This window comes from Shewanella marisflavi (assembly GCF_023283925.1).
Lineage (GTDB): Bacteria > Pseudomonadota > Gammaproteobacteria > Enterobacterales > Shewanellaceae > Shewanella > Shewanella marisflavi.
On sequence record NZ_JAKIKX010000009.1, the window covers coordinates 60,003 to 80,773 of the forward strand.

Consider the following 20,771-nt stretch of genomic DNA (forward strand, 5'->3'; position numbering starts at 1 on the left):
ACTCCTTATCTTATGATTATTGTTGGATAAACTCGTTGAGTTCGGGGTCGTTGATGATCTTAGCCGTGAGATCGCTCAGTAGATCGTTTACCGATAGCTCCAGAGTGGCAAAATCGGCACTAAAGGGGCCTGAAACCAGGTTGCGCGCCGTGTATCGCTTGGTAAAAGTCTTACTGGTATTGCTGGCGATCACATTGATGATGATGTCATTGGTGGCCTGATAGCCGAAGGTGGTGTCGCTCACATCGGTTAGCAGTTTCTCCAGCTGCAGCTGCATATGGTTTACCGAGGCAGGGTCGATGCGATAGCCAGCCTTGGTAAAGCCGTCTCTGAACACTTGCTCCAGCTGACGACGGGGTGACTCAGATGGGCTGACGAGTCTGGCGGCATCACCTTCATTATTAAAGCGGGCAATAAAGTTTGCCGAGCGGGTATCTATCATCTCGATAGCGATTGGCTTGCTGGGAATGCCCTGAGACTGTACCACAGGCAACTGAGGGTTGAGCGCCATATGGGTCGGAGTATGGCTGGCGCAGCCAAAGAGTAGGCCGGCACAGGCGATGATAGGAATAAAACGTTTCATAGCGATAAATCATGCTGTAAAAAGGTGGCATCAGCATACCAGAATCCTCATTGGATGCCAGCCTGAGGCGCTATTGTTAAGACTATGTTGCTCGGTAGGGTTTTAACTTAAACGAGAAAACGTTAGAGTAAAAATTCAAGTTTAAAATAGGCGGCAGACAGCCATTCGGCCCGATAATAATGACAAGCGATAATAAGCGATGAAGATGGATATTCAACCCGGTGCACTGCACACCCTGATCGCACCAGATAGCCTGATCTCAAATACGGGGCAGGTGCAATTTGGTCATTTTGATGGCCCGGTTAAATCGTTCGGGTTAGAGCATTTTCACTATACCAATGTAATGGATAAGCCAGCCAGTCACCTTGCCAGGCATTTTCATTTTAAGCAGTTTCAGTTTGTCTCTGTGGTTACCCCGAGATATGTCATTGGTGTCGCGATTGCAGACATTCGCTATGCCGGTACAGGTTTTTGTTACCTCTACGATATTAAAGCCAACCGCTTGGTAGAAACCAACTGGCTTAAGCCTCTGACGCTGGGCTGTAAGGTGGCTGAGTCACCTTGGTCGGGACGGGCGCAGCTTGCCAGTGGCAAGGGTAAGGTGGTTATCGATATCGAGCAAGGCCAGTGGCAGCTCCAGATAGATACGGCGCAGATTAAGGCCGAGCTCAGCCTGACACCTATGCCGCTTAGCCTGCCCATGGCCATGTGTAACCCAACGGGTTACAGCGGTTGGACCTATACCCAAAAACACAATGGTCTCAAGGTTGGTGGCAAGTTAACCATTAACCATGAGCCACAGCCCCTTAATCGTGCGCTCGGTGGCTATGATTTTTCGGCGGGCTATATGCGCCGCGAGACCAGTTGGCGCTGGGCGAGCATTAACGGCTATCAAGGTGACTCATTGGTTGGGCTCAACCTGGCTGCTGGGGTAAACGAAACCGGCTGCAATGAAAATGTCTTCTGGGTCGATGGCCAGCGACACCTGCTGGGGCCTGTGCATTTCGAATTCAGCCGCGCCCCACAGCATCATGATGATGCCAGCTGGGCTATCCGTTCGTTAGATGGTCGGGTGGACTTAAGTTTTCAACCGTTAAATTGTCGTCAGGAGAAACTCAACCTTTGGCTGCTTAAGAGTAACTTCAGACAATATCTGGGCTATTTCGATGGCCAGCTCAAAGATGGCGAGGGGACGACTCACTATATCGATAACCTTTTGGGTTTGACCGAAGATCATTTTGCCCGTTGGTAACCCAAGGCTTACGTATTACTTAGGGACATAAAGGAATAATTAGATGGATTTTAATTCACTCATCACGCACCCAGAGGTGTTGCTATTGGTGCTGGCACCGCTGTTTTTCGTTTGTATCTTACTCGAATGGTATTTTGGCGATCGTAAGGGTCACCTGCCTGACAACGCCCGTTATCAATTGCCGGAAGTCTTGTGTAATTTTACGCTGGCGGGGCTGCATCAAGGGGCTGATATCCTGACCGGGCTATTGATTGCCAAGCTGTACCTTTGGTTTTTCGATTGGCGCCTATTGGATATCCAGATGGGATTAGGCAGTTTTATCGCCCTGCTGATCGCGCAAGATTTCTGTTATTACTGGTTTCACCGCGCAAGCCACCGCGTGCGCTGGATGTGGGCAGCCCATGTGGCTCACCACAGTTCGGAGCGAATGAATTTCAGTACGGCCTTCAGGCAGAGCCTGATGTATCCCTTTGCCGGTATGTGGATCTTCTGGTTGCCGCTGGTGGTGCTAGGCTTCGATCCAAACTGGGTCGTGTTTGCCGTATTGCTTAATCTGGGTCTGCAATTTTTCGTTCACACCCAAGCGGTCAAGACGCTGGGGCCGTTGGAGTGGATCTTTAACACCCCCTCCCATCACAGGGTGCATCACGGACGTAACCCACAATATATCGATAAAAACTATGCCGGTGTGCTGATCATCTGGGACCGCTTGTTTGGCACCTATGCTAAAGAGGAGGAGACTGTCGACTATGGCATTACCAAGCCGGTCAAGAGTTTCAACCCTCTGGTCGTGACCTTTAGTGAGTGGCGCGACATGTTTAGCGAAGCCTTTGCACCCGGCCTCAGCCTAAAGCAGCGTTGGCAGCTGTTATTTGCGCCGCCACTCAGTCACTCTGATGCTAAGGCGACAGAAAAACGAGACGCTGCATAACAAAACAGGGCCAAATGGCCCTGTTTTGTTATCTTGAGAGATTAGCGCTATTCGTTTGCTTCTGGAGTATTTGCAGCCGTATTTACAGCTTTAGTCGCCTGAAGAATGACAAACTTACCGTTCGAGGCCACTGTGGTGCAGTTTTTAAATATGCGCTTGAGTTTCACATGGTAGGCCAGATGACGATTACCCACCACCTGCAGTAGGCCGCCTGGCCTTAACTTATGAAAAGCGTCTAAAAACATCTGCCAGGCAATGTGGTCCGTGATGGCCTCTCCCTGGTGGAAGGGCGGGTTGCACAGCACCAGATCGGGTTGCAGCTCCTCACTTAAGTGGGTCAGGCAATCGTCCCAATGAAAATGTGCCTGTGGCAGGGGCTGACTTGCATTATCTAATTGGTTGCTCTGCCAGTTAAGCTTCGCCGAGGCGATAGCCATCTCTGAGTCGTCGACAAAATGGAGTATCGCGTCTGGATAAAGCTGTTTTGCCCTCAGGCCGAGAATGCCGTTGCCGCAGCCCAGATCCACTATGGTATCAAACTGCCCCTTGGGCATATTATCCAGCATGATACGGGCGCCGATATCCAGCTTATTGGCGGCAAACACGTTACTGAGATTACTGATAGTGAGATTAAACTCCTTCACCGGCCAGCAAACCTCGCTCGGCAGGGCTCTTGACGTGCCGTCGGCGATACAGGTGATCACCCGGGTCTTCTTCCACGCTAGGCTGGCCGAGGCGGGACCTAAGTGCTGGGCGATGGTTTCAAGTAGCGGCTTATTGATCGATTTAGCCTTGGCGCCTATGAATACAGGAGTGCCAGGTGCCAGTGATCTTGAGAGGCGTATCAGCTGATGGGCAAAGTAGCTCAGGTTTTTTGGCAACTTCATCAGTACTAAGCCTATCCCTTGTGGCAGGGTGTCTCGGCTATTGAGCCAGGTGAGATTATCATGGCTCAAGTTGTTGCTAGCAAAGTTTTCCAGGGTGCCCAGCTGACTGGTCTTGGCATCGGTTTCGACCCACAAGGGCCAGTCGGTGGCCTGAGTGGTGAGCACCGCGCACAAGGCACCGAAGCTATCGTTGATGATGGCAGTATTAACTTTTTCTTGCTCTATCTCCTGTAAGTGTTTTATCAGGTGCTCATCTGCCGCATCCCATGCTTGCAGGTTAGAGGCCTGCTTGGCCGGATAGCGAGAGAGTTGAAGCGTGATATCGGCGAAGGAGAATTGAGTTGTCATCACTTGGCTGCTACTTTGAAAATTAGGGTCGCGATTATCGCAGATTTACCCAGTCAGGTATATGCCCAGCACTAAGGGCAACAGGAAGAGAGATGCATCAACAAGACCTTGGTTTTGAACTACCGGGCACGGCAACCACAAAGCCGCCTATTAGCCTTATTTCCGGGTACCTCAATCAGGCACAGCAACAAGCGCTGATGCTTGAGGCCGAGCACTATCCCTTTAGCCGACCCGAGATAGCCGTATATGGTCGTATGCATCCGATCCCAAGGCGTCAGGTGTGGTTTGGTGATGATGGCTGTGATTATCAATATTCTGGCCTGTTTATTCGTGCCTTGCCCTGGCCTAAGTATGCTTTGCGTCTGCGAGATAAACTGGCGCATGACTTTGGCCTGATTAGCAATGGGGTCTTGGTCAATCACTACAAAGATGGGGCCGACACCATGGGGTGGCACAGTGATGATGAGGCTGAGATCATGCCAGGCTCTGATATCGCCTCCATCACCTTGGGGGCGAGCCGCCCCTTCTTTCTGCGCCATAAGCAGAGCAAACAGAAAGTGGAATTGCAGCTCAATAGTGGCGATCTCTTAATCATGCACTGGCCGATGCAGGCGAGTTGGCAACATTCTTTGCCAAAAAGGGCCGGGGTGACTCAGCCTAGGCTAAACTTGACCTATCGCCATTTAATTCCACACTATCATCAGGGATAATGTGTAAGGCTGAATTGTAACCTGGCTCTCACTCTTGGGGCGATGAAAGGTCTATCCTCAGGGGGAGCACACAGCTCGAATAATCGCTGGATAATGAGACAAGCCCATCAAGGAGTCTGCTATGAATAAGATGTTCGTGACAACGGTAACCGGCACTGTCACCCCTGGAGTAGTGAAGGCGATGGCCAACCTGACCCGAGATGCCGGAGGCGAGTGGTTAAGCAGCAAGGTGATCAAGATGGATGCCTGGTTTGCTGCCATGATGAAGGTGGCAATTACTCAGGATAAGGTGGCGCAGCTACAGGCCAACTTTGTGCAGGAGTTTCCCGAGCTTACTTTTAGTTTCAGCGATATGGCGGAGCTACATAGCGAACACTCCCGTAGCTTGAGATTCAATGTCGATTGTTCAGATAGACCCGGGCTGACAAGGGAGATAGTCGATATTCTCTCTAACCTGGATCTCGAAGTGGATCAGATGGAGTGCAACCGAGTACATGTCTCTACCCTAGGGCAGACAGTGTTTTCCGCTAAGTTGGCGGTATCCGTGCCCGATGAGATCAGCGGGGACAGCATCATAGAGTTGCTGGAGAATGTCTCTCAAGATGCCAGGGTTAGCCTGACCTGATCTGAGGTTAGTACTCTGCGGTGGGGACCGATGAAGATGAGTTGATCTTTTGATCCACTCAAAGTACTCTGCTGCCACTTAAGTTTTCTACTCGACAGAGATGATGACCATGTCAGTAAAACAGCAGATAATCGATACGCTCACAGAGGTTCTATCCCCAGTTCACCTAGAGGTGATCAATGAGAGCGACAACCACCATGTCCCACCTAATTCAGAGACTCACTTTAAGGTGATCGTTGCTAGCGCGGCTTTTGAAGGTAAGCGACTCATCGGTCGTCACCGCGCGGTCAATGAAGCGCTGCAGCCTCAGTTCGATGCTGGATTGCATGCCCTGTCTATGCACACTTTTACGCCTGACGAATGGGCGCAAGAGGCAGAAGTGCCTGATTCGCCTAAGTGTCGCGGTTAATCTAAGTCTCTCGGTTAACCTAAGTGTCGCGGTTAACCCATGATTGTGCGGGCATAACTGTCCTTTAGGTGTTGATGAGACAGAGCTAGTTTAAAGCCACAGCAGGCATGGCCGCTGTGGTTTTTTATTGGCCGGGTTTTGAGATATGTTCACTTTACTTTGCTCGGCACCTACCGCATATTGTGTAGGTCAGTCGGCGGCTGAAGCTATCAGTCGGTCGCACTCAATCTAGGTGCCTTGGCAAACTCTGAGGTGCCTTTGTTTATGGGAGAAAAATAATGCCGTTACTCGATAGCTTTACCGTAGATCATACCCGTATGAATGCCCCTGCCGTGCGCGTTGCCAAGACGATGGCCACCCCAAAGGGCGATACTATTACCGTTTTTGATCTGCGTTTCTGCGCCCCGAATAAAGATATTCTGAGCGAGCGCGGTATTCACACCCTAGAGCACCTTTTTGCCGGTTTTATGCGAGATCACCTCAATAGTGATAGCGTCGAGATCATCGATATCTCTCCTATGGGATGCCGCACCGGTTTCTACATGAGCCTTATTGGCACCCCCAAAGAAGCGGAAGTGGCCGAGTGCTGGCTGGCTGCCATGGAAGATGTGCTAAAGGTAAAGCAGCAGTCTGAGATCCCTGAGTTAAACGAGTACCAGTGTGGGACTTATGAGATGCATTCTTTGGAGCAGGCTAAGGATATCGCCAAAAATATCATCGCCGCCGGGGTTAATGTCAATCGTAACGATGAGCTTAAACTTAGTGACGATATCTTAAAGGGACTCTGATCTCAGCTCACCTTTTACCTGTTCAGAGACAAAAAGCAGCCGTGGCTGCTTTTTGTTTTTTTAGCCTGTTGGTGGTCATAGAGGTGTTAAACAGGAAAAATCGGTAAATTTACTGGTTAAACTTTAGTCGAACAGTGTCGGGTTTTGTTGTTTTTTTGCCCAGCGAAATTCGCCAAAATAAGCCCGTTAAAAAGTAGATTTTTGGCTACTCAAATTCATATAACCCTGCTAGGACAGGGGGCTAAATTAATTTCCATTTACCTAAATCATAAAAATCACAGGAACTGTGATCTACTCCTCACTGTAGAAATCCCCTGAGTCCGTTTTAAAACACCCGTATTTTTCATAGCGATAAGGAATTATTTACGGTAAAATGCGCCCGACCAGCGTGATTGCGATCGCATTTCTGTAATAAATCTGCGCTAGCTCAATGCGATAGCTTCTGTTTGAAATCTATCTCATTTAGCAGGAACGCGACGCATTATCTTTCCTTCATAAACGTAGTGCTTGTGGATATGATTACAATAAAGAAAGGATTGGACCTGCCTATAACAGGTGGACCAGAGCAAGTTATCCATAATGGCCCAGCCATTAAACACGTAGCTACTTTGGGTGAAGAGTATATTGGCCTGCGCCCCACGATGAAGATCAAAGTGGGTGACAAAGTGCAAAAAGGTCAGGTGATTTTTGAAGACAAAAAGAATCCTGGCGTTAAATATACTGCTTTAGCCAGTGGCACAATCTCAGAAATTAACCGGGGCGCCCAGCGTGTTCTTCAGTCTGTCGTCATCGAGGTAGAGGGAGACGATAGCGTTTCTTTCGCCAAGTACGATGCCGCAGCATTAGACACCCTTGACCCGCAATTAGTGCGCGATAACCTGATCGAATCAGGCATGTGGCCCGCCTTGCGTACGCGTCCTTTCAGCAAAGCACCTGCAGTTGACTCAACGCCTGCTGGTATTTTTGTGACCGCTATCGATACTCAACCTCTTGCTGCCGATCCTGCCGTTATCATTAACGAGCACAAGGAAGATTTTGCCAATGGCTTAAAAGTCCTTGCAAGATTGACAGAAGGTAAGGTGTATCTGTGTAAGGCGCCAGGAACCGATATTCCTGCAGCCAACGCACAAGTTGAAGAGTTTGCCGGTCCGCATCCTGCGGGTCTTGCCGGTACTCATATCCATTTTGTTCTGCCCGCATCGGCTAAGCGCACCGTTTGGCATGTTGGCTATCAAGATGTGATCGCAATCGGTCAACTATTTACTACTGGTGAGCTAAACACCCAACGTGTGGTCGCGATAGCAGGTCCTAAGGCGCTTAAGCCTAGACTGGTGCGCACTCAGAGTGGTGCATCTATTACCGAATTGACGACTGGCGAAGTGGCCCAGGGCGATGTTCGTGTAGTTGCGGGTTCAGTGCTCAACGGTAAAACGGCAACAGGCCCACATGCCTATTTAGGTCGTTTCTTTAACCAGATTTCTCTGCTTGAAGAAGGCCGTGAACAAGAGTTTATTGGCTGGGCGATGCCTGGTCCTAACAAGTTCTCTGTTACACGTGCATTCCTGGGTCACCTGTCACCGTCTCGTCTGTTTAACATGACGACCAGCACTGGTGGTTCTGACCGTGCCATGGTGCCAATTGGCAACTATGAGCGTGTTATGCCTCTCGACATTCTTCCTACCATGCTATTGCGTGACCTGGTGTCAGGTGATACCGACGGCGCTGCCACTTTAGGCGCGTTAGAGTTGGATGAAGAAGATTTGGCACTATGTACTTTCGTATGTCCTGGTAAGTATGACTATGCGTCGTACCTACGCGACTGCCTAGATACGATTGTGAGGGAAGGCTAATGGGCTTGAAACAATTTTTCAAAAGTATTGAACCCCAGTTTGAAAAGGGTGGGAAATACGAGAAGTGGTATGCGCTCTTCGAAGCGGCATACACGGTATTTTATACACCAGGCCACGTAAACAAGGGCCGTACTCATGTGCGTGATAACCTTGACCTGAAGCGTATGATGATTACGGTTTGGGCCTGTGCATTCCCTGCGATGTTCGTAGGTATGTACAACGTAGGTCTTCAGGCACAAGAAGCTTTAATGGCTGGCTTTGCCACTCCTGATACCTGGCAAGTGGCTTTGTTTGGCTTGTTTGGTACTGAGCTGACTGCTGATTCAGGTATTGCTGCACTCATGTGGTATGGCGCCTGTTGGTTCCTCCCTATCTACGCGGTGACCTTTGCCGTGGGTGGTATCTGGGAAGTGCTGTTTGCTATGGTTCGCGGCCATGAAGTTAACGAAGGTTTCTTCGTCACCTCGATTCTGTTTGCGCTAACCCTGCCAGCAACCATTCCGCTATGGATGGTAGCGCTGGGTATCACCTTCGGTGTGGTCGTTGCCAAAGAGATCTTCGGTGGTACGGGTCGTAACTTCCTTAACCCTGCACTGGCCGGTCGTGCCTTCCTGTTCTTCGCTTACCCGCTAAACATGTCAGGCGATACCACTTGGGTGGTTGCAGACGGTTTCTCTGGTGCAACGGCGCTAAGCCAAGCGGCACAGGGCACTCTGGACTACGGCTTTAACCAAGCTTGGTGGGATGCCTTCCTAGGTTTCATTCCTGGTTCTGTGGGTGAAGTGTCTACTCTGGCGATTCTGCTGGGTGGTCTGGTGATTATCTACACCCGTATCGCGTCATGGCGCATCGTGGGTGGTGTGATGGTCGGTATGATTGCCGTTTCTTACCTACTTAACTTTATCGGTAGCGATACTAACCCTATGTTTGCTATGCCTTGGCACTGGCACTTGGTACTGGGTGGCTTTGCCTTCGGTATGATGTTTATGGCGACTGACCCAGTTTCTGCGTCTTTCACCAACCAAGCTAAGTGGGCGTACGGTATCTTGATTGGTGCTATGGCCGTGTTTATCCGTGTCATTAACCCTGCTTTCCCTGAAGGTATGATGTTGGCTATCTTGTTCGCCAACCTGTTTGCGCCGCTATTCGACCACTTTGTGGTTCAAGCGAATGTTAAGCGGAGGATTGCTCGTGGCTAGTAATAAAGATTCGTTCGGTAGAACGCTGTTTGTTGTTGTTGGATTATGTTTTATCTGTTCGGTATTCGTTTCTACCGCGGCAGTACTACTTAAGCCAACACAGCAAGAAAACAAATTGCTTGATAAGCAAAAGTACATTCTTGAAGCGGCTGGCTTGGTGGACACTAAGTCTGGCGAAGTGAGCAAGGATCAGATCCTTAATACTTATGAAAAGTATGTCGAAGCTAAGCTGGTTGACCTTAAGTCTGGTGACTGGGTAGAAGGCAACGCCGATACTTTTGATACTGAAAAGGCCGCTCGTACACCTGAGACTTCTTTTAAGCCTGAAAATGATATCGCTTCAGTGAAGCGTGTGGCGAATAAAGGCGTGGTCTACTTGGTTCGCGATGACGCTGGCACGCTACAGACTGTGATCATTCCGGTTAAAGGTTATGGTCTGTGGTCTACCATGTACGCTTTCCTCGCTGTTGAAGCCGACCTAAACACGATTCGTAGCTTAGTGTATTACGACTTTACCGGTTCAGGTGAAACCCCTGGTCTGGGTGGTGAAGTACAGAATCCTAAGTGGATTGCTAAGTGGCAAGGTAAGAAGCTTTATGATGACCAAGGCAACTTGGCGATTAAAGTGACTAAGAACCCTGTCGTCGCAGAAAGTGTACACGGTGTAGATGCATTATCAGGGGCGACGCTTACCGGTAATGGCGTTCAAAACTCACTTGACTTCTGGTTAGGAGAAGAGGGTTTCGCTCGCTTTATCGAAAAGGCGCGCAACGGAGGGCTTAGCTAATGGCTGACGCTAAAGAACTTAAACAGGTTCTAACTGGACCTATTATCAGTAATAACCCGATTGCGTTGCAGATCCTGGGTGTATGTAGTGCGCTGGCGGTGACCAGTAAGATGGAAACCGCACTCGTGATGACCATTGCACTGACAGCAGTTTGTGCGTTTTCAAACTTGTTCATCTCGATGATCCGTAATCACATTCCAAGCAGTGTGCGTATTATTGTTCAGATGACCATCATTGCTTCACTGGTGATCGTGGTTGACCAGGTACTGCAAGCTTATGCCTATGACGTGGCTAAGCAGTTGTCGGTATTCGTCGGTCTGATCATTACCAACTGTATCGTAATGGGTCGCGCCGAAGCTTATGCGATGAAGACACCGCCTATGATGAGCTTTATGGACGGTATCGGTAACGGTCTGGGTTATGGTGCCATCTTGTTGTCAGTTGGCTTCGTGCGTGAATTGTTTGGTAACGGTTCGCTATTTGGTGTCGAGATCCTAAGCAAGATCTCTGACGGTGGCTGGTATCAGCCAAACGGTCTGCTACTGCTACCGCCAAGTGCGTTCTTCCTGATTGCTGCGTTAATCTGGATCATTCGTACCATCAAGCCAGAGCAAGTTGAAGCAAAAGGATAAGCGTAATGGAACATTTTATTAGTCTGTTAATTCGTTCTGTTTTCATTGAAAACATGGCGTTATCCTTCTTCCTTGGTATGTGTACTTTCTTGGCTGTGTCTAAGAAGGTGACCACAGCCATGGGCTTGGGTGTCGCTGTTATCGTGGTATTGGCTATCTCTGTACCCGTTAACCAAATTATCTATCAGAGTATTTTGGCACCGGGCGCCTTAGCCTGGGCTGGTGTACCCGATGCGGATCTGAGCTTCCTTAAGTTCATCACCTTTATCGGTGTGATCGCGGCGCTGGTTCAAATCCTTGAGATGACATTAGATAAGTATTTTCCACCGCTATACAACGCGCTGGGGATCTTCCTACCGCTAATCACCGTAAACTGTGCGATTTTTGGTGCGGTATCTTTCATGGTTGAGCGTGACTACAACCTGACTGAAAGTTTAGTGTTTGGCATAGGTTCGGGTATTGGTTGGGCGTTGGCGCTTGTCCTACTGGCCGGTATCCGTGAGAAGTTAAAATATGCTGATGTCCCTAATGGTCTACGTGGTCTAGGTATTACCTTTGTGACTGCAGGTTTGATGGCTCTAGGTTTCATGTCGTTCTCAGGTGTGTCTCTGTAATAGAGACACCTTAACGGCTTCTGAATTTGAACCTTAAAGGATAAGTTAATGGGTATTATTGAATCTACTCCAATCGATGTATACCTCGGTGTGAGTATGTTTACAGCCATTGTACTGGTATTAGTTTTGGTGATTTTGTTCGCCAAGTCTAAGTTGGTACCAAGTGGCGATATTACTATCGGCATCAATGAAGATGCGGATAAGGCGATTAAAACGGCTGCAGGCGGTAAACTGCTTGGCGCATTGGCTGAAAACGGCATCTTCGTTTCATCGGCCTGTGGTGGCGGTGGTTCTTGTGGCCAGTGTAAGGTGATCGTTAAATCTGGTGGCGGTGATATTTTGCCAACAGAACTCGACCATATCTCTAAGGGCGATGCCCGTAATGGCTGTCGTTTATCTTGTCAGGTAAACGTTAAGTCAGATATGGAGATCGAGCTGGAAGAAGAGATCTTCGGTATCAAGAAATGGGATTGTGAAGTTATCTCTAACGATAACAAAGCAACCTTCATTAAAGAGCTTAAGCTGCAAATTCCTGATGGCGAGTCTGTACCTTTCCGTGCCGGTGGTTACATTCAGATCGAAGCACCTGCTCACCATGTTAAGTACGCCGATTTTGACGTACCTGAAGAATACCGTGGCGACTGGGAACACTTTGGCTTCTTCAAGCTAGAGTCTAAGGTTGATGAAGAGACAATCCGTGCGTACTCAATGGCGAACTATCCTGAAGAGGAAGGTATCATCATGTTGAACGTACGTATCGCGACGCCGCCTCCACGTAACCTGTCACTGCCTTGCGGTAAGATGTCTTCATACATCTGGAGCCTGAAGGCGGGCGACAAGGTAACTATCTCTGGTCCATTTGGTGAGTTCTTCGCTAAAGATACCGATGCAGAGATGGTATTCGTCGGTGGTGGTGCGGGTATGGCGCCTATGCGTTCGCATATCTTCGACCAACTTAAGCGTCTTAAGTCTAAGCGTAAGATGAGCTTCTGGTACGGTGCACGTTCTAAGCGTGAAATGTTCTATGTTGAAGATTTCGACGGTCTAGCGGCTGAAAACGATAACTTCGTATGGCATGTGGCCCTGTCAGATCCTCAACCAGAAGATAACTGGGATGGTTACACAGGCTTCATTCATAACGTCTTGTATGAAAACTACCTGCGTGACCACGAAGCGCCAGAAGATTGTGAGTACTACATGTGTGGACCTCCAATGATGAACGCGGCGGTTATCGGTATGCTTAAAGATCTTGGCGTTGAAGATGAAAATATCCTGTTGGATGACTTCGGCGGCTAAGCAACAATTCTTGTGATAATATTGCCCGCGATTATCGCCCTCCCTAAGACGCCACAGGCGCCCTTAGGGAGAGTGTTACCGGGTTATCATTAAGGACAATGGTCAATATGTATAAGACCTTTATTAAGGGGTTAGTCCTGGCGGGACTAGCCTTTTTTATTTCAGCCTGTACCCAACCTGTTAAGACTATCTCCCTGTCTGGGCAGACCATGGGCACGACTTACCATATTAAATTTGTCGGCGATCAACAGATGCCTGACGAACAACTGCTGCAAGCGGAGATCGACCTGGCGCTGGAGCAGGTGAACGATCAGATGTCCACTTATCGTACGGACTCAGAGTTGTCACGCTTTAATCAGATGACGCTCGAAACTGGTCTGGCGGTATCGCCCGATACGGCCAAGGTGGTGCAGACGGGGATCGACCTCTATCGTAAGACTGACGGCGCGTTGGATATTACCTTGGGGCCACTGGTGAACCTGTGGGGCTTCGGACCCGATAAGCGTCCAACACGAGTGCCGAGCGCGGAACTTATCGCCCAGACCAAAGCTAAAACGGGTATCGAATACCTCAAGGTTGATGGCCTCAAACTGAGTAAAAGTAACCCTGATCTCTATGTGGATCTTTCCTCAATCGCTAAAGGTTTTGGGGTCGATAGGGTGGCCAAGCTGCTGAGTAAGTATCAACCCAAAGGATATCTGGTTGAGATAGGCGGCGAGATCAGCCTCTATGGCGTTAAGCTTGATGGCAGTGACTGGGTCATCGCTATAGAGCAGCCCGATGAGGATGAGCGCTCGGTGCAGCAATTGATCAAGCCAGGCAACATGGCCTTGGCTACCTCAGGCGACTATCGCAACTATTATGAGGAAGAGGGGCAGCGCTTTACCCATATCATTGACCCGCGTAATGGCTACCCCATAGACCACAAGCTGGCTTCGGTCACAGTGCTTGCCAAAGAGAGCATGATTGCCGACGGTTATGCTACGGCGATGATGGTGATGGGCACCGAGGCGTCGCTGGCACTGGCTGAGCGCGAAGGGCTGGCGATCATGTTGATTGAAAAGCAAGCGCAAGGTTTTAAGGTCTACTATAGTGATGCCTTTAAGCCTTTTGTGGGTTTGTGATAGAATAGGCCTCACTGGTGCGTCAGCTAGTCGTTTAGGGCTGGCTGAGCGCATTGTTGAATTAATAGGCATGTAAGTGGGTCAACCACTTATGTGTATCTGGAGTAAGTGATGAGCACTTTTTTAGCGGCTTTCGTGGTATTACTACTGTTTTTCGTTTTTATGTCTATCGGCTATCTGGTGAAGAAAAAGGCCGTGGCTGGCAGCTGTGGTGGCCTAGGGGCACTAGGCATAGATAAAGCCTGTGACTGTGATGACCCATGCGATAAGCGTAAGGCGAAGATGGCCGAAGAAGAGGCCCGCCGTGAAAAGCTGGCTAAAGATCGTATCATCTAGGTTAATAGACTCGTCCCGATTAAAGGTTCCATTTTGGAGCCTTTTTTATTGCTCTGAATTTGTCGACTCCCACTAATTTTTATCTATTTTTGAGTGCTTGAACCTGACTTCGCTGGGGCAAGATGGCGCTTAACAGTCTGGATCTATTATCTTTAACCTCTTACTTTTTTATCGCTAATCAAAGCGCGAATAAGAATGATTATCTTTGATAACCAATTGAAACATAGTGTTTATTTGTAATTGGCTTAAAATTGCTCTAGTCTTAAATATTGATTTAGATCAAGTTTATTAAGGAGATCAAATGAAGGGTCATCCGAATGTCATTCGTCAGTTAAATAAGATACTGACCTTTGAATTGACGGCAATCAATCAGTACTTCCTGCATGCGCGCATGTATAAAAATTGGGGTCTGGAAGAGCTCAATGAGAAGTGCTACAAGAAGTCGATTAAAGATATGAAGCACGCCGACAAGTTAATTGAGCGGGTGCTATTTCTCGAAGGCCTGCCTAATCTACAGCAGCTTGAAAAATTGCGTATCGGTGAGCATCCAGAGGAGATGTTGCAGTGTGACAAGACCATGCTTGAAGAGCAGCTGGTCGAGCTTCGCAGCGTCATAGACCTGTGCGAGACGGAGCAAGATTATGTCAGTCGTGAGATCCTCGAAGATCTGCTGGAAGATGAAGAGGAGTACCTTGACTGGATCGAGGCGCAGCAAGATCTCATTAAGATGACAGGCATTCAAAATTACCTGCAGTCACAGATAGAGTCGGAATAGGGAGTCAATATGAAAGGTAACCAAGAGGTGATCAACACACTGAACAAATTATTGACCGGCGAGCTGTCGGCAATGGATCAATATTTTGTTCATGGCCTGATGTATGACGACTGGGGACTGACCGAGCTGCATGAGCGTATCTCTCACGAGTCTGACGATGAGCGCGAACACGCCAAAAAGTTGGTCGAGCGCATTTTATTCCTCGAAGGTACACCCGATGTGGCCAGCCGTGAGGCACTCAACATAGGTAAAAACCCGCAGGAGATGCTGCAAAACGACCTTAACTATGAATATCAGGTCGCCAATAATCTGCGCGCCGCCATTGCGCTATGTGAAGAGAAGAAAGATTACGCCTCTCGCGAGTTGTTAGAGGTCTTGCTGGAAGAGACTGAGTCGGACCATATGTACTGGCTAGAGAAGCAGTTAGGCCTGATTGATAAGGTCGGCCTGCAGAATTATCTTCAGTCCAAAATGTAAGGCGTGAGATGTAAAATACCAGTCGCTGCTTGATTGCCATGCGGCAGATTCAGATAAAGCCACCTTAGGGTGGCTTTTTACTGGGCGCAATTCAGTGCCAAGCTATCACCTTAGCGCAAAGCGATTGAATACTGTTTAAATGTACAGTATTCTTGGCGCCGGAGGTATTAAGGTGAAAAAGATTATTCATGTAGATATGGACTGCTTCTTTGCGGCGGTCGAGATGCGTGATTTTCCTGAGCTCAGGGGCAAGCCCATTGCCGTTGGTGGACGCAGCGATCGCCGCGGTGTGATCAGCACCTGTAACTATGAGGCGCGCAAGTTTGGTGTGCGCTCGGCCATGGCCTCCGCCTATGCCCTCAAGCTCTGCCCAGATCTTATCTTGGTGCCCGGCCGTATGTCTGTGTATAAGGAAGTCTCGGCGCAGATCCGAGAAGTGTTTGCCCGCTACACAGAGTTAATCGAGCCCCTCTCCCTGGATGAAGCCTATCTGGATGTCAGTGATTGCACTCAACATCAGGGCTCGGCCACCTTGATCGCCGAGGCAATACGCCAGGAGATCTTTGAGCAGACAGGACTCACCGCCTCAGCCGGTATCGCGCCGGTGAAGTTTTTGGCCAAGATTGCCTCAGATCTCAACAAGCCTAATGGCCAGTATGTGATCACCCCGCAGATGATCCCCGAGTTTGTGAAGACATTGCCGCTGATCAAAATTCCCGGCGTCGGTAAGGTGACAGGCGCTAAGCTGGAGACCATGGGGCTGAAAACCTGCGCCGATGTGCAGGCTTGTAGTCGGCTGAGCCTGATTGAGCGCTTCGGTAAGTTTGGTGGTGTCTTGTATGACAGGGCGCAGGGGATAGACCCCCGCGGTATCTCGCCCCACAGAGAGCGTAAGTCTGTCGGTGTCGAGACCACGCTCGCCAAAGATATCTATAGCTACGAGCAGTGTCAGGCGGTGATGCCCCAGCTAATCCAGGAGCTATCCGGCCGTATTAGTCGCAGCGCTAAGTCGCGGCGTATTCACAAGCAGGTGGTTAAGCTCAAGTTTGATGACTTTAAACAGACCACCATAGAGCAGCGTAGCGACGAGGTGTCGGTGAAGTTGTTTTACGACCTGCTCAGCCAGGCTTTGGAGCGCCGCGCCGGGCGGGGCATTCGCTTGCTGGGTGTGTCGGTCGGACTCGAGAGTGCCGATGCTAGCCCTGGCCAGGAAGATGAAGTGCATGGGGCACAGATGGATCTCGGTTTTTAGCGTTAACCCTATTAACCTTTTTGACTCGTAGCTTGGACGGTTATTGCACCTGGTTAGATTTTTGAAGCTTTACCCTTCATGGCAATCTAACGCCTGCCCGGCGGGGGTTGTGCAGATACGCCTGTGACACGCTGTGCGCCATCTGATCTGCAGGGATGCTGGAGAGGCAAGTGAAGGTCATACCTTCGCTGTAATTAATAGCCTGCGGCTCGCTTTTGTGCAGATACATCTGCTACACGCCGTGAATACTTCCTTGTAGGCTCGACGATGGCATCCTTGCCATCGACGTCCGCAGATGCATCTACACTCGGTATCCAACGCCTCTTCGATTTGACGGTATTGGTGTGTTTCAGGCGTGAAAGCTAACTGATTTTTGCCCCATTCTGAGTTAAGCCATTTTCCCCTTCACATCTTAAGGATCAATACTTGTTCTCCTTTTTCTAATCAGTGTAGAGTCTAGTGGGCTAGGCTTATCAGTCACTTCACCCGTTTCGGGCTACTTTACTAATTTGTGGAACAGATAAAGGTATTACCTTACATAATTACCAAGGAAGAACACTGGAGTCTGCTACTAAACAAAGCACCAACTAAGACTAAGAATAAAGGCTAGGTATTATGAACATCACGTTTCACGATCGAGATGAATTTCAGCGTAAGCAGATCGCAGAAAAAGCAATCCAACTACTACGAGCAGATATAGAAACCTCTCCTATGGTTATCGATGGGAGTTGGGGGACAGGGAAAACAGAGTTTTGTCATAAGTTAATCAATCTTATGGCTGAAGAAGATACACATCACCTTATCTATGTGGATGCCTTCCAAGCTGATCACGCTGATGAGCCGCTACTAACGGTATTAGCTGAAGTTGTAAATATCCTATCGTCAGAGGAAGATAAAGAGAGTTTTATCAAAAAAGCTATACCTGCGGCAAGATACGGTTTGAAGACTCTAGCAAAAGCTGGGGTAGCGCATTTGCTTCGCCAAGATGCAGCCGATGTAGTTAATGATTTTGATAAAGAAATTCAGCAAGCAGCAAACAAAGCCATTGATGCATCGGTAGAGTCAGTACTGAAGGATCACGTCAAGGCATCAGAAAGTCTGAGAACGCTTCAAGAAACATTAGAGGGAATAGCACAGGAAAAGCCTATTGTGTTGTTTGTCGATGAACTTGACCGTTGTAGGCCTGACTTTGCAGTTAACATGCTGGAGATCATAAAACATACATTCAACGTTGAGGGTGTACTGTTTGTCTTAGTCACCAATACCCAACAGCTAAGATCTTCTATTAATCACTGCTACGGAGAGACTGTAGACGCGCAAAGGTACTTAGATAAATTTCTCAAATACTCCTTTTGTCTACCGCAAGTACAAGGACTTAATACCTACCAAGAAACATCCGTTTCATTAAGTCATTATAAAAACTTAGTTAGAACCAGTAACGTGCTAGAAAACCTAAAGCTACAGGAGTGTGGCTCCATTCGGGTTATAGAGCAAATCATAAAGATCAATAAGTTATCATTAAGAGAAGTGGAAACACTAGTACGCCATTTAGAGGTGTATGTTGTACTGTCTCAGCAAGGATACCTGAGCAATAATACGGTATTTGGCTATAAAATTCTCACTGTTCTGGCTATCGCTATCTATTCAATAAGACCGAAACTGGGCAACGCCATTCTATCTCAATCATTTGATGCTAAAGATGTTGGTAATATTTTAGGCAAAACTGGATTAACGATATTCGCTGAACACTCCCGTCCAGACGAGATGGAACTGATGTGCTACCTGATATGTTCAAATAACTGTAAAAACTCAGAAATTTTTACTCCTGAAGGAGATAAAAACAAAGAAATATGGAAAAGCTTCGCTGATAGTTACTTTAGGGGCAGCTTCTTTAGATCAGATGAGGCATATATCTCAATCTGTAAAGATGCATTAACAGTTTTGTCTCTGCATTAAGGACGCTCAAAAAATGAAACCTAACGCGCCCAACTTTTTTGAAGAGAAAAGCCGAAAATTCCAACGTGTAGTGGACGAGCAAATCTGGCCATCAGATTGGACGCTTTCAATACCCAAGATAATCCATAGATCACTAATTTAGTAAAATTATTAGCACGGAAATGTCCAAAAATGATTTAGCTGTTGATTTTAGGATGATACAAGTAAAGGCCAAATCGAAGAGACTGATAACTCGGTGTAAACACATTTGTGACCTTCCGAGGCATGGATGCCGAGGCAGAGCTCACAAGGATGTGCTCGTAGCGTGTCACAAATGTGTTTGCACATGAGCCTGCCGCAGGCAATTCAAAACAATGAAGGTTAACGCTGGAGTTCGTTACGGTCAGAGCTATACCGTTGAATTCGGCACCAAAGAAGCAAAAAAGGCGTCTTGTTAGACGCCTTTTCTCATCAATAACCTAGTTACGCTATCTATTACGCTTTCTCTGGAATACGTTCCAGTACGGCGAGGAGTAGTTTCCAGTATTGGTCGACGGTTTCGATTAACACCATCTCATCAGGGCTGTGTGGGAAGCGGATAGTGGGGCCAATAGAGACCATATCCATCTCTGGGTAAGGCTTCTTGAACAGACCACACTCCAGACCCGCGTGGATCACCATGATGACGGGTTCCTTGTTGTAGATAGACTCGTAGGTGTCTTTCACAATCGCCATCACAGGAGAGCTACTGTCTGGCTTCCAGCCAGGGTAGGCGCCGCTGAATTCTACTTCGGCACCGGCCAGGTTGCTCAGTGCGGTGAGGTAGCCTTCAACTTCTTCGCGGCCTGAGTCGATCAGCGAGCGGATAAGGCAAAGTATGCTCACCGATTCGCCTTCTGTGGTGATCACACCAACGTTAAGCGAGGTTTCGGTGACACCTTGGATCTCATCGCTCATGCGCATTACGCCATTAGGGCAGGCGTGTAGTAGATCGATCAGAGTCTGCTGTGTGGCTTCGCTCATTACCTGAGTGGCGGCTGGGATCTCACTGAGAGTCAGCAACATACCAGGGTCTGCGATGGCCAGTTCCTGACGTACCAGATCGGTATATTCCTGCATCAAGGCTTCGAGGCGTGGCAGGTTTTCGCTCGGCAGCATGAAGCTGACGCTGGCCTCACGAGGGATGGCGTTACGCAGTGAGCCGCCGCTGAAGTTGGTTAGCTCTAAGGCTAACTCGTCGGCATAGTTAAACAGGAAGCGCGCCAACAGCTTGTTGGCGTTGCCGCGGCCCAGGTGAATGTTCACCCCTGAGTGACCGCCTTTTAGCCCTGACAGGGTAAGGGTGTAGGTAGACAGACTCGGCTCAGCCGCCTGCCAAACCATAGGCACAGTGATCTGAGCATCTACGCCACCGGCGCAGCCCATGTAGATCTCACCTTCTTGCTCAGAATCTGTGTTGATCAGGATCTCGGCATCAAGGTAACCGGCTTCAAGGCCAAAAGCCCCTGTCATGCCTGCTTCTTCATCTATGGTCAGCAAGACTTCCAGTGGGCCGTGGGGGATATCGTCACTGCCAAGGATCGCTAATGCTGAGGCCATGCCGATGCCGTTATCTGAGCCCAGGGTGGTGCCTTTGGCCTTTACCCACTCGCCGTCAACATAGGCTTCAATTGGATCTTTCTCAAAATCATGAACCTTGTCGGCATTTTTCTGCGGCACCATGTCGATATGTGCCTGCAGGGCGACAACTTTACGGTTTTCCATGCCCGGGGTTGCGGGCTTCTTAATGATCAGGTTACCGACCTTATCTTCGACAACACTAAGTTGTTTGTCTTTGGCCCAGTTTTGGATGTGTTGGCTTAGTGCCTGCTCATGCTTAGACGGGTGGGGAATGGCGCAGATCTGTTCAAACCACTGCCAAAGTGCCTGAGGTTGCAATTGACTTAATGTGCTCACGGACA

Annotated in this window: 21 protein-coding genes; 18 read left to right on the forward strand and 3 right to left on the reverse strand. The window is 48.7% G+C overall.

Annotation, left to right across the window (positions count from 1 at the left end):
- Positions 1-16: 16 nt before the first annotated feature.
- A complete protein-coding gene (locus L2712_RS15975) occupies positions 17-583 on the reverse strand; it encodes a YajG family lipoprotein (RefSeq protein ID WP_033537365.1) in 567 nt (188 codons plus the stop codon).
- 199 nt (positions 584-782) lie between these two features.
- Between L2712_RS15975 and L2712_RS15980 the strand changes: the two genes are divergently transcribed.
- Both L2712_RS15980 and L2712_RS15985 read left to right on the forward strand, forming a co-directional pair.
- A complete protein-coding gene (locus L2712_RS15980; RefSeq protein ID WP_248978354.1) occupies positions 783-1,835 on the forward strand; it encodes a DUF2804 domain-containing protein in 1,053 nt (350 codons plus the stop codon).
- 43 nt (positions 1,836-1,878) lie between these two features.
- The gene (locus L2712_RS15985; protein WP_248978355.1) at positions 1,879-2,766 is read left to right on the forward strand and encodes a sterol desaturase family protein; all 888 of its coding nucleotides are present in this window, start codon (positions 1,879-1,881) and stop codon (positions 2,764-2,766) included.
- A 47-nt stretch (positions 2,767-2,813) separates the two neighbouring features.
- On the opposite strand, the gene L2712_RS15990 is transcribed toward L2712_RS15985, so the two are convergent.
- Positions 2,814-4,001 carry a methyltransferase gene (locus tag L2712_RS15990; RefSeq protein WP_248978356.1) on the reverse strand — a complete coding sequence of 396 codons (1,188 nt, stop codon included), beginning with the start codon at positions 3,999-4,001 and terminating at the stop codon, positions 2,814-2,816.
- Positions 4,002-4,093: 92 nt separating this feature from the next.
- Between L2712_RS15990 and L2712_RS15995 the strand changes: the two genes are divergently transcribed.
- The 16 genes from L2712_RS15995 (at position 4,094) to L2712_RS16070 (ending at position 18,831) form a co-directional block, all read left to right on the forward strand.
- Complete coding sequence (locus L2712_RS15995) at positions 4,094-4,711, forward strand: alpha-ketoglutarate-dependent dioxygenase AlkB family protein (protein ID WP_248978357.1); 618 nt, start codon at positions 4,094-4,096, stop codon at positions 4,709-4,711.
- A 121-nt stretch (positions 4,712-4,832) separates the two neighbouring features.
- Positions 4,833-5,336 (forward strand): ACT domain-containing protein, encoded by a 504-nt coding sequence (locus L2712_RS16000; RefSeq protein WP_248978358.1) that lies wholly within the window; start codon positions 4,833-4,835, stop codon positions 5,334-5,336.
- Positions 5,337-5,445: 109 nt separating this feature from the next.
- Entirely contained in the window at positions 5,446-5,745 is a 300-nt protein-coding gene (locus L2712_RS16005) for a BolA family protein (protein WP_248978359.1), read from the forward strand.
- A gap of 278 nt (positions 5,746-6,023) precedes the next feature.
- Positions 6,024-6,533 carry an S-ribosylhomocysteine lyase gene (luxS, locus tag L2712_RS16010; RefSeq protein ID WP_248978360.1) on the forward strand — a complete coding sequence of 170 codons (510 nt, stop codon included), beginning with the start codon at positions 6,024-6,026 and terminating at the stop codon, positions 6,531-6,533.
- A 515-nt stretch (positions 6,534-7,048) separates the two neighbouring features.
- Positions 7,049-8,383, forward strand: a complete 1,335-nt coding sequence (locus L2712_RS16015) for a Na(+)-translocating NADH-quinone reductase subunit A (protein ID WP_088905878.1) — start codon at positions 7,049-7,051, stop codon at positions 8,381-8,383.
- Positions 8,383-9,582: an NADH:ubiquinone reductase (Na(+)-transporting) subunit B gene (locus tag L2712_RS16020; RefSeq protein WP_248978361.1), complete on the forward strand. Its 1,200-nt coding sequence runs from the start codon at positions 8,383-8,385 to the stop codon at positions 9,580-9,582. The genes L2712_RS16015 and L2712_RS16020 overlap by 1 nt, the downstream gene beginning before the upstream one ends.
- Positions 9,575-10,369, forward strand: coding sequence for a Na(+)-translocating NADH-quinone reductase subunit C (locus L2712_RS16025; protein WP_088904082.1), 795 nt, complete (start codon positions 9,575-9,577; stop codon positions 10,367-10,369). Before L2712_RS16020 ends, L2712_RS16025 begins: the two co-directional genes overlap by 8 nt.
- Positions 10,369-11,001, forward strand: coding sequence for an NADH:ubiquinone reductase (Na(+)-transporting) subunit D (locus L2712_RS16030; RefSeq protein ID WP_248978362.1), 633 nt, complete (start codon positions 10,369-10,371; stop codon positions 10,999-11,001). The genes L2712_RS16025 and L2712_RS16030 overlap by 1 nt, the downstream gene beginning before the upstream one ends.
- 5 nt (positions 11,002-11,006) lie before the next feature.
- Positions 11,007-11,615: an NADH:ubiquinone reductase (Na(+)-transporting) subunit E gene (gene nqrE, locus L2712_RS16035; RefSeq protein WP_033537375.1), complete on the forward strand. Its 609-nt coding sequence runs from the start codon at positions 11,007-11,009 to the stop codon at positions 11,613-11,615.
- A 48-nt stretch (positions 11,616-11,663) separates the two neighbouring features.
- Complete coding sequence (gene nqrF, locus L2712_RS16040; RefSeq protein WP_033537376.1) at positions 11,664-12,911, forward strand: NADH:ubiquinone reductase (Na(+)-transporting) subunit F; 1,248 nt, start codon at positions 11,664-11,666, stop codon at positions 12,909-12,911.
- A gap of 107 nt (positions 12,912-13,018) precedes the next feature.
- A complete protein-coding gene (locus L2712_RS16045; RefSeq protein WP_248978363.1) occupies positions 13,019-14,035 on the forward strand; it encodes an FAD:protein FMN transferase in 1,017 nt (338 codons plus the stop codon).
- Positions 14,036-14,146: 111 nt separating this feature from the next.
- Complete coding sequence (gene nqrM / locus L2712_RS16050; RefSeq protein ID WP_248978364.1) at positions 14,147-14,371, forward strand: (Na+)-NQR maturation NqrM; 225 nt, start codon at positions 14,147-14,149, stop codon at positions 14,369-14,371.
- Between the two features lie 301 nt (positions 14,372-14,672).
- Complete coding sequence (bfr, locus tag L2712_RS16055; RefSeq protein ID WP_033537379.1) at positions 14,673-15,146, forward strand: bacterioferritin; 474 nt, start codon at positions 14,673-14,675, stop codon at positions 15,144-15,146.
- A gap of 9 nt (positions 15,147-15,155) precedes the next feature.
- Positions 15,156-15,623, forward strand: coding sequence for a bacterioferritin (bfr, locus tag L2712_RS16060; protein ID WP_033537380.1), 468 nt, complete (start codon positions 15,156-15,158; stop codon positions 15,621-15,623).
- A 172-nt stretch (positions 15,624-15,795) separates the two neighbouring features.
- Positions 15,796-16,875 (forward strand): DNA polymerase IV, encoded by a 1,080-nt coding sequence (gene dinB, locus L2712_RS16065; RefSeq protein WP_248978365.1) that lies wholly within the window; start codon positions 15,796-15,798, stop codon positions 16,873-16,875.
- 615 nt (positions 16,876-17,490) lie between these two features.
- The gene (locus L2712_RS16070; RefSeq protein ID WP_248978366.1) at positions 17,491-18,831 is read left to right on the forward strand and encodes a KAP family P-loop NTPase fold protein; all 1,341 of its coding nucleotides are present in this window, start codon (positions 17,491-17,493) and stop codon (positions 18,829-18,831) included.
- Between the two features lie 474 nt (positions 18,832-19,305).
- Here the strand turns inward: L2712_RS16070 and L2712_RS16075 are convergent, their stop codons facing one another.
- On the reverse strand, positions 19,306-20,766 hold the full coding sequence (locus L2712_RS16075) for an aminoacyl-histidine dipeptidase (protein ID WP_248978367.1): 1,461 nt from the start codon (positions 20,764-20,766) through the stop codon (positions 19,306-19,308).
- Positions 20,767-20,771: the final 5 nt, after the last annotated feature.

What these genes read in the sequence shown, in the direction of transcription:
- L2712_RS16070 (WP_248978366.1), top strand. Translation starts at nt 17,491, where the DNA reads ATGAACATCACGTTTCACGATCGAGATGAATTTCAGCGTAAGCAGATC.
- nqrE (WP_033537375.1), top strand. Translation starts at nt 11,007, where the DNA reads ATGGAACATTTTATTAGTCTGTTAATTCGTTCTGTTTTCATTGAAAAC.
- nqrM (WP_248978364.1), top strand. Translation starts at nt 14,147, where the DNA reads ATGAGCACTTTTTTAGCGGCTTTCGTGGTATTACTACTGTTTTTCGTT.
- bfr (WP_033537379.1), top strand. Translation starts at nt 14,673, where the DNA reads ATGAAGGGTCATCCGAATGTCATTCGTCAGTTAAATAAGATACTGACC.
- L2712_RS15975 (WP_033537365.1), bottom strand. Translation starts at nt 583, where the DNA reads ATGAAACGTTTTATTCCTATCATCGCCTGTGCCGGCCTACTCTTTGGC.
- L2712_RS15980 (WP_248978354.1), top strand. Translation starts at nt 783, where the DNA reads ATGAAGATGGATATTCAACCCGGTGCACTGCACACCCTGATCGCACCA.
- L2712_RS16000 (WP_248978358.1), top strand. Translation starts at nt 4,833, where the DNA reads ATGAATAAGATGTTCGTGACAACGGTAACCGGCACTGTCACCCCTGGA.
- L2712_RS15995 (WP_248978357.1), top strand. Translation starts at nt 4,094, where the DNA reads ATGCATCAACAAGACCTTGGTTTTGAACTACCGGGCACGGCAACCACA.
- L2712_RS16030 (WP_248978362.1), top strand. Translation starts at nt 10,369, where the DNA reads ATGGCTGACGCTAAAGAACTTAAACAGGTTCTAACTGGACCTATTATC.
- bfr (WP_033537380.1), top strand. Translation starts at nt 15,156, where the DNA reads ATGAAAGGTAACCAAGAGGTGATCAACACACTGAACAAATTATTGACC.
- L2712_RS16020 (WP_248978361.1), top strand. Translation starts at nt 8,383, where the DNA reads ATGGGCTTGAAACAATTTTTCAAAAGTATTGAACCCCAGTTTGAAAAG.
- L2712_RS16005 (WP_248978359.1), top strand. Translation starts at nt 5,446, where the DNA reads ATGTCAGTAAAACAGCAGATAATCGATACGCTCACAGAGGTTCTATCC.
- luxS (WP_248978360.1), top strand. Translation starts at nt 6,024, where the DNA reads ATGCCGTTACTCGATAGCTTTACCGTAGATCATACCCGTATGAATGCC.
- L2712_RS16015 (WP_088905878.1), top strand. Translation starts at nt 7,049, where the DNA reads ATGATTACAATAAAGAAAGGATTGGACCTGCCTATAACAGGTGGACCA.
- L2712_RS15985 (WP_248978355.1), top strand. Translation starts at nt 1,879, where the DNA reads ATGGATTTTAATTCACTCATCACGCACCCAGAGGTGTTGCTATTGGTG.
- nqrF (WP_033537376.1), top strand. Translation starts at nt 11,664, where the DNA reads ATGGGTATTATTGAATCTACTCCAATCGATGTATACCTCGGTGTGAGT.
- L2712_RS16045 (WP_248978363.1), top strand. Translation starts at nt 13,019, where the DNA reads ATGTATAAGACCTTTATTAAGGGGTTAGTCCTGGCGGGACTAGCCTTT.
- L2712_RS15990 (WP_248978356.1), bottom strand. Translation starts at nt 4,001, where the DNA reads ATGACAACTCAATTCTCCTTCGCCGATATCACGCTTCAACTCTCTCGC.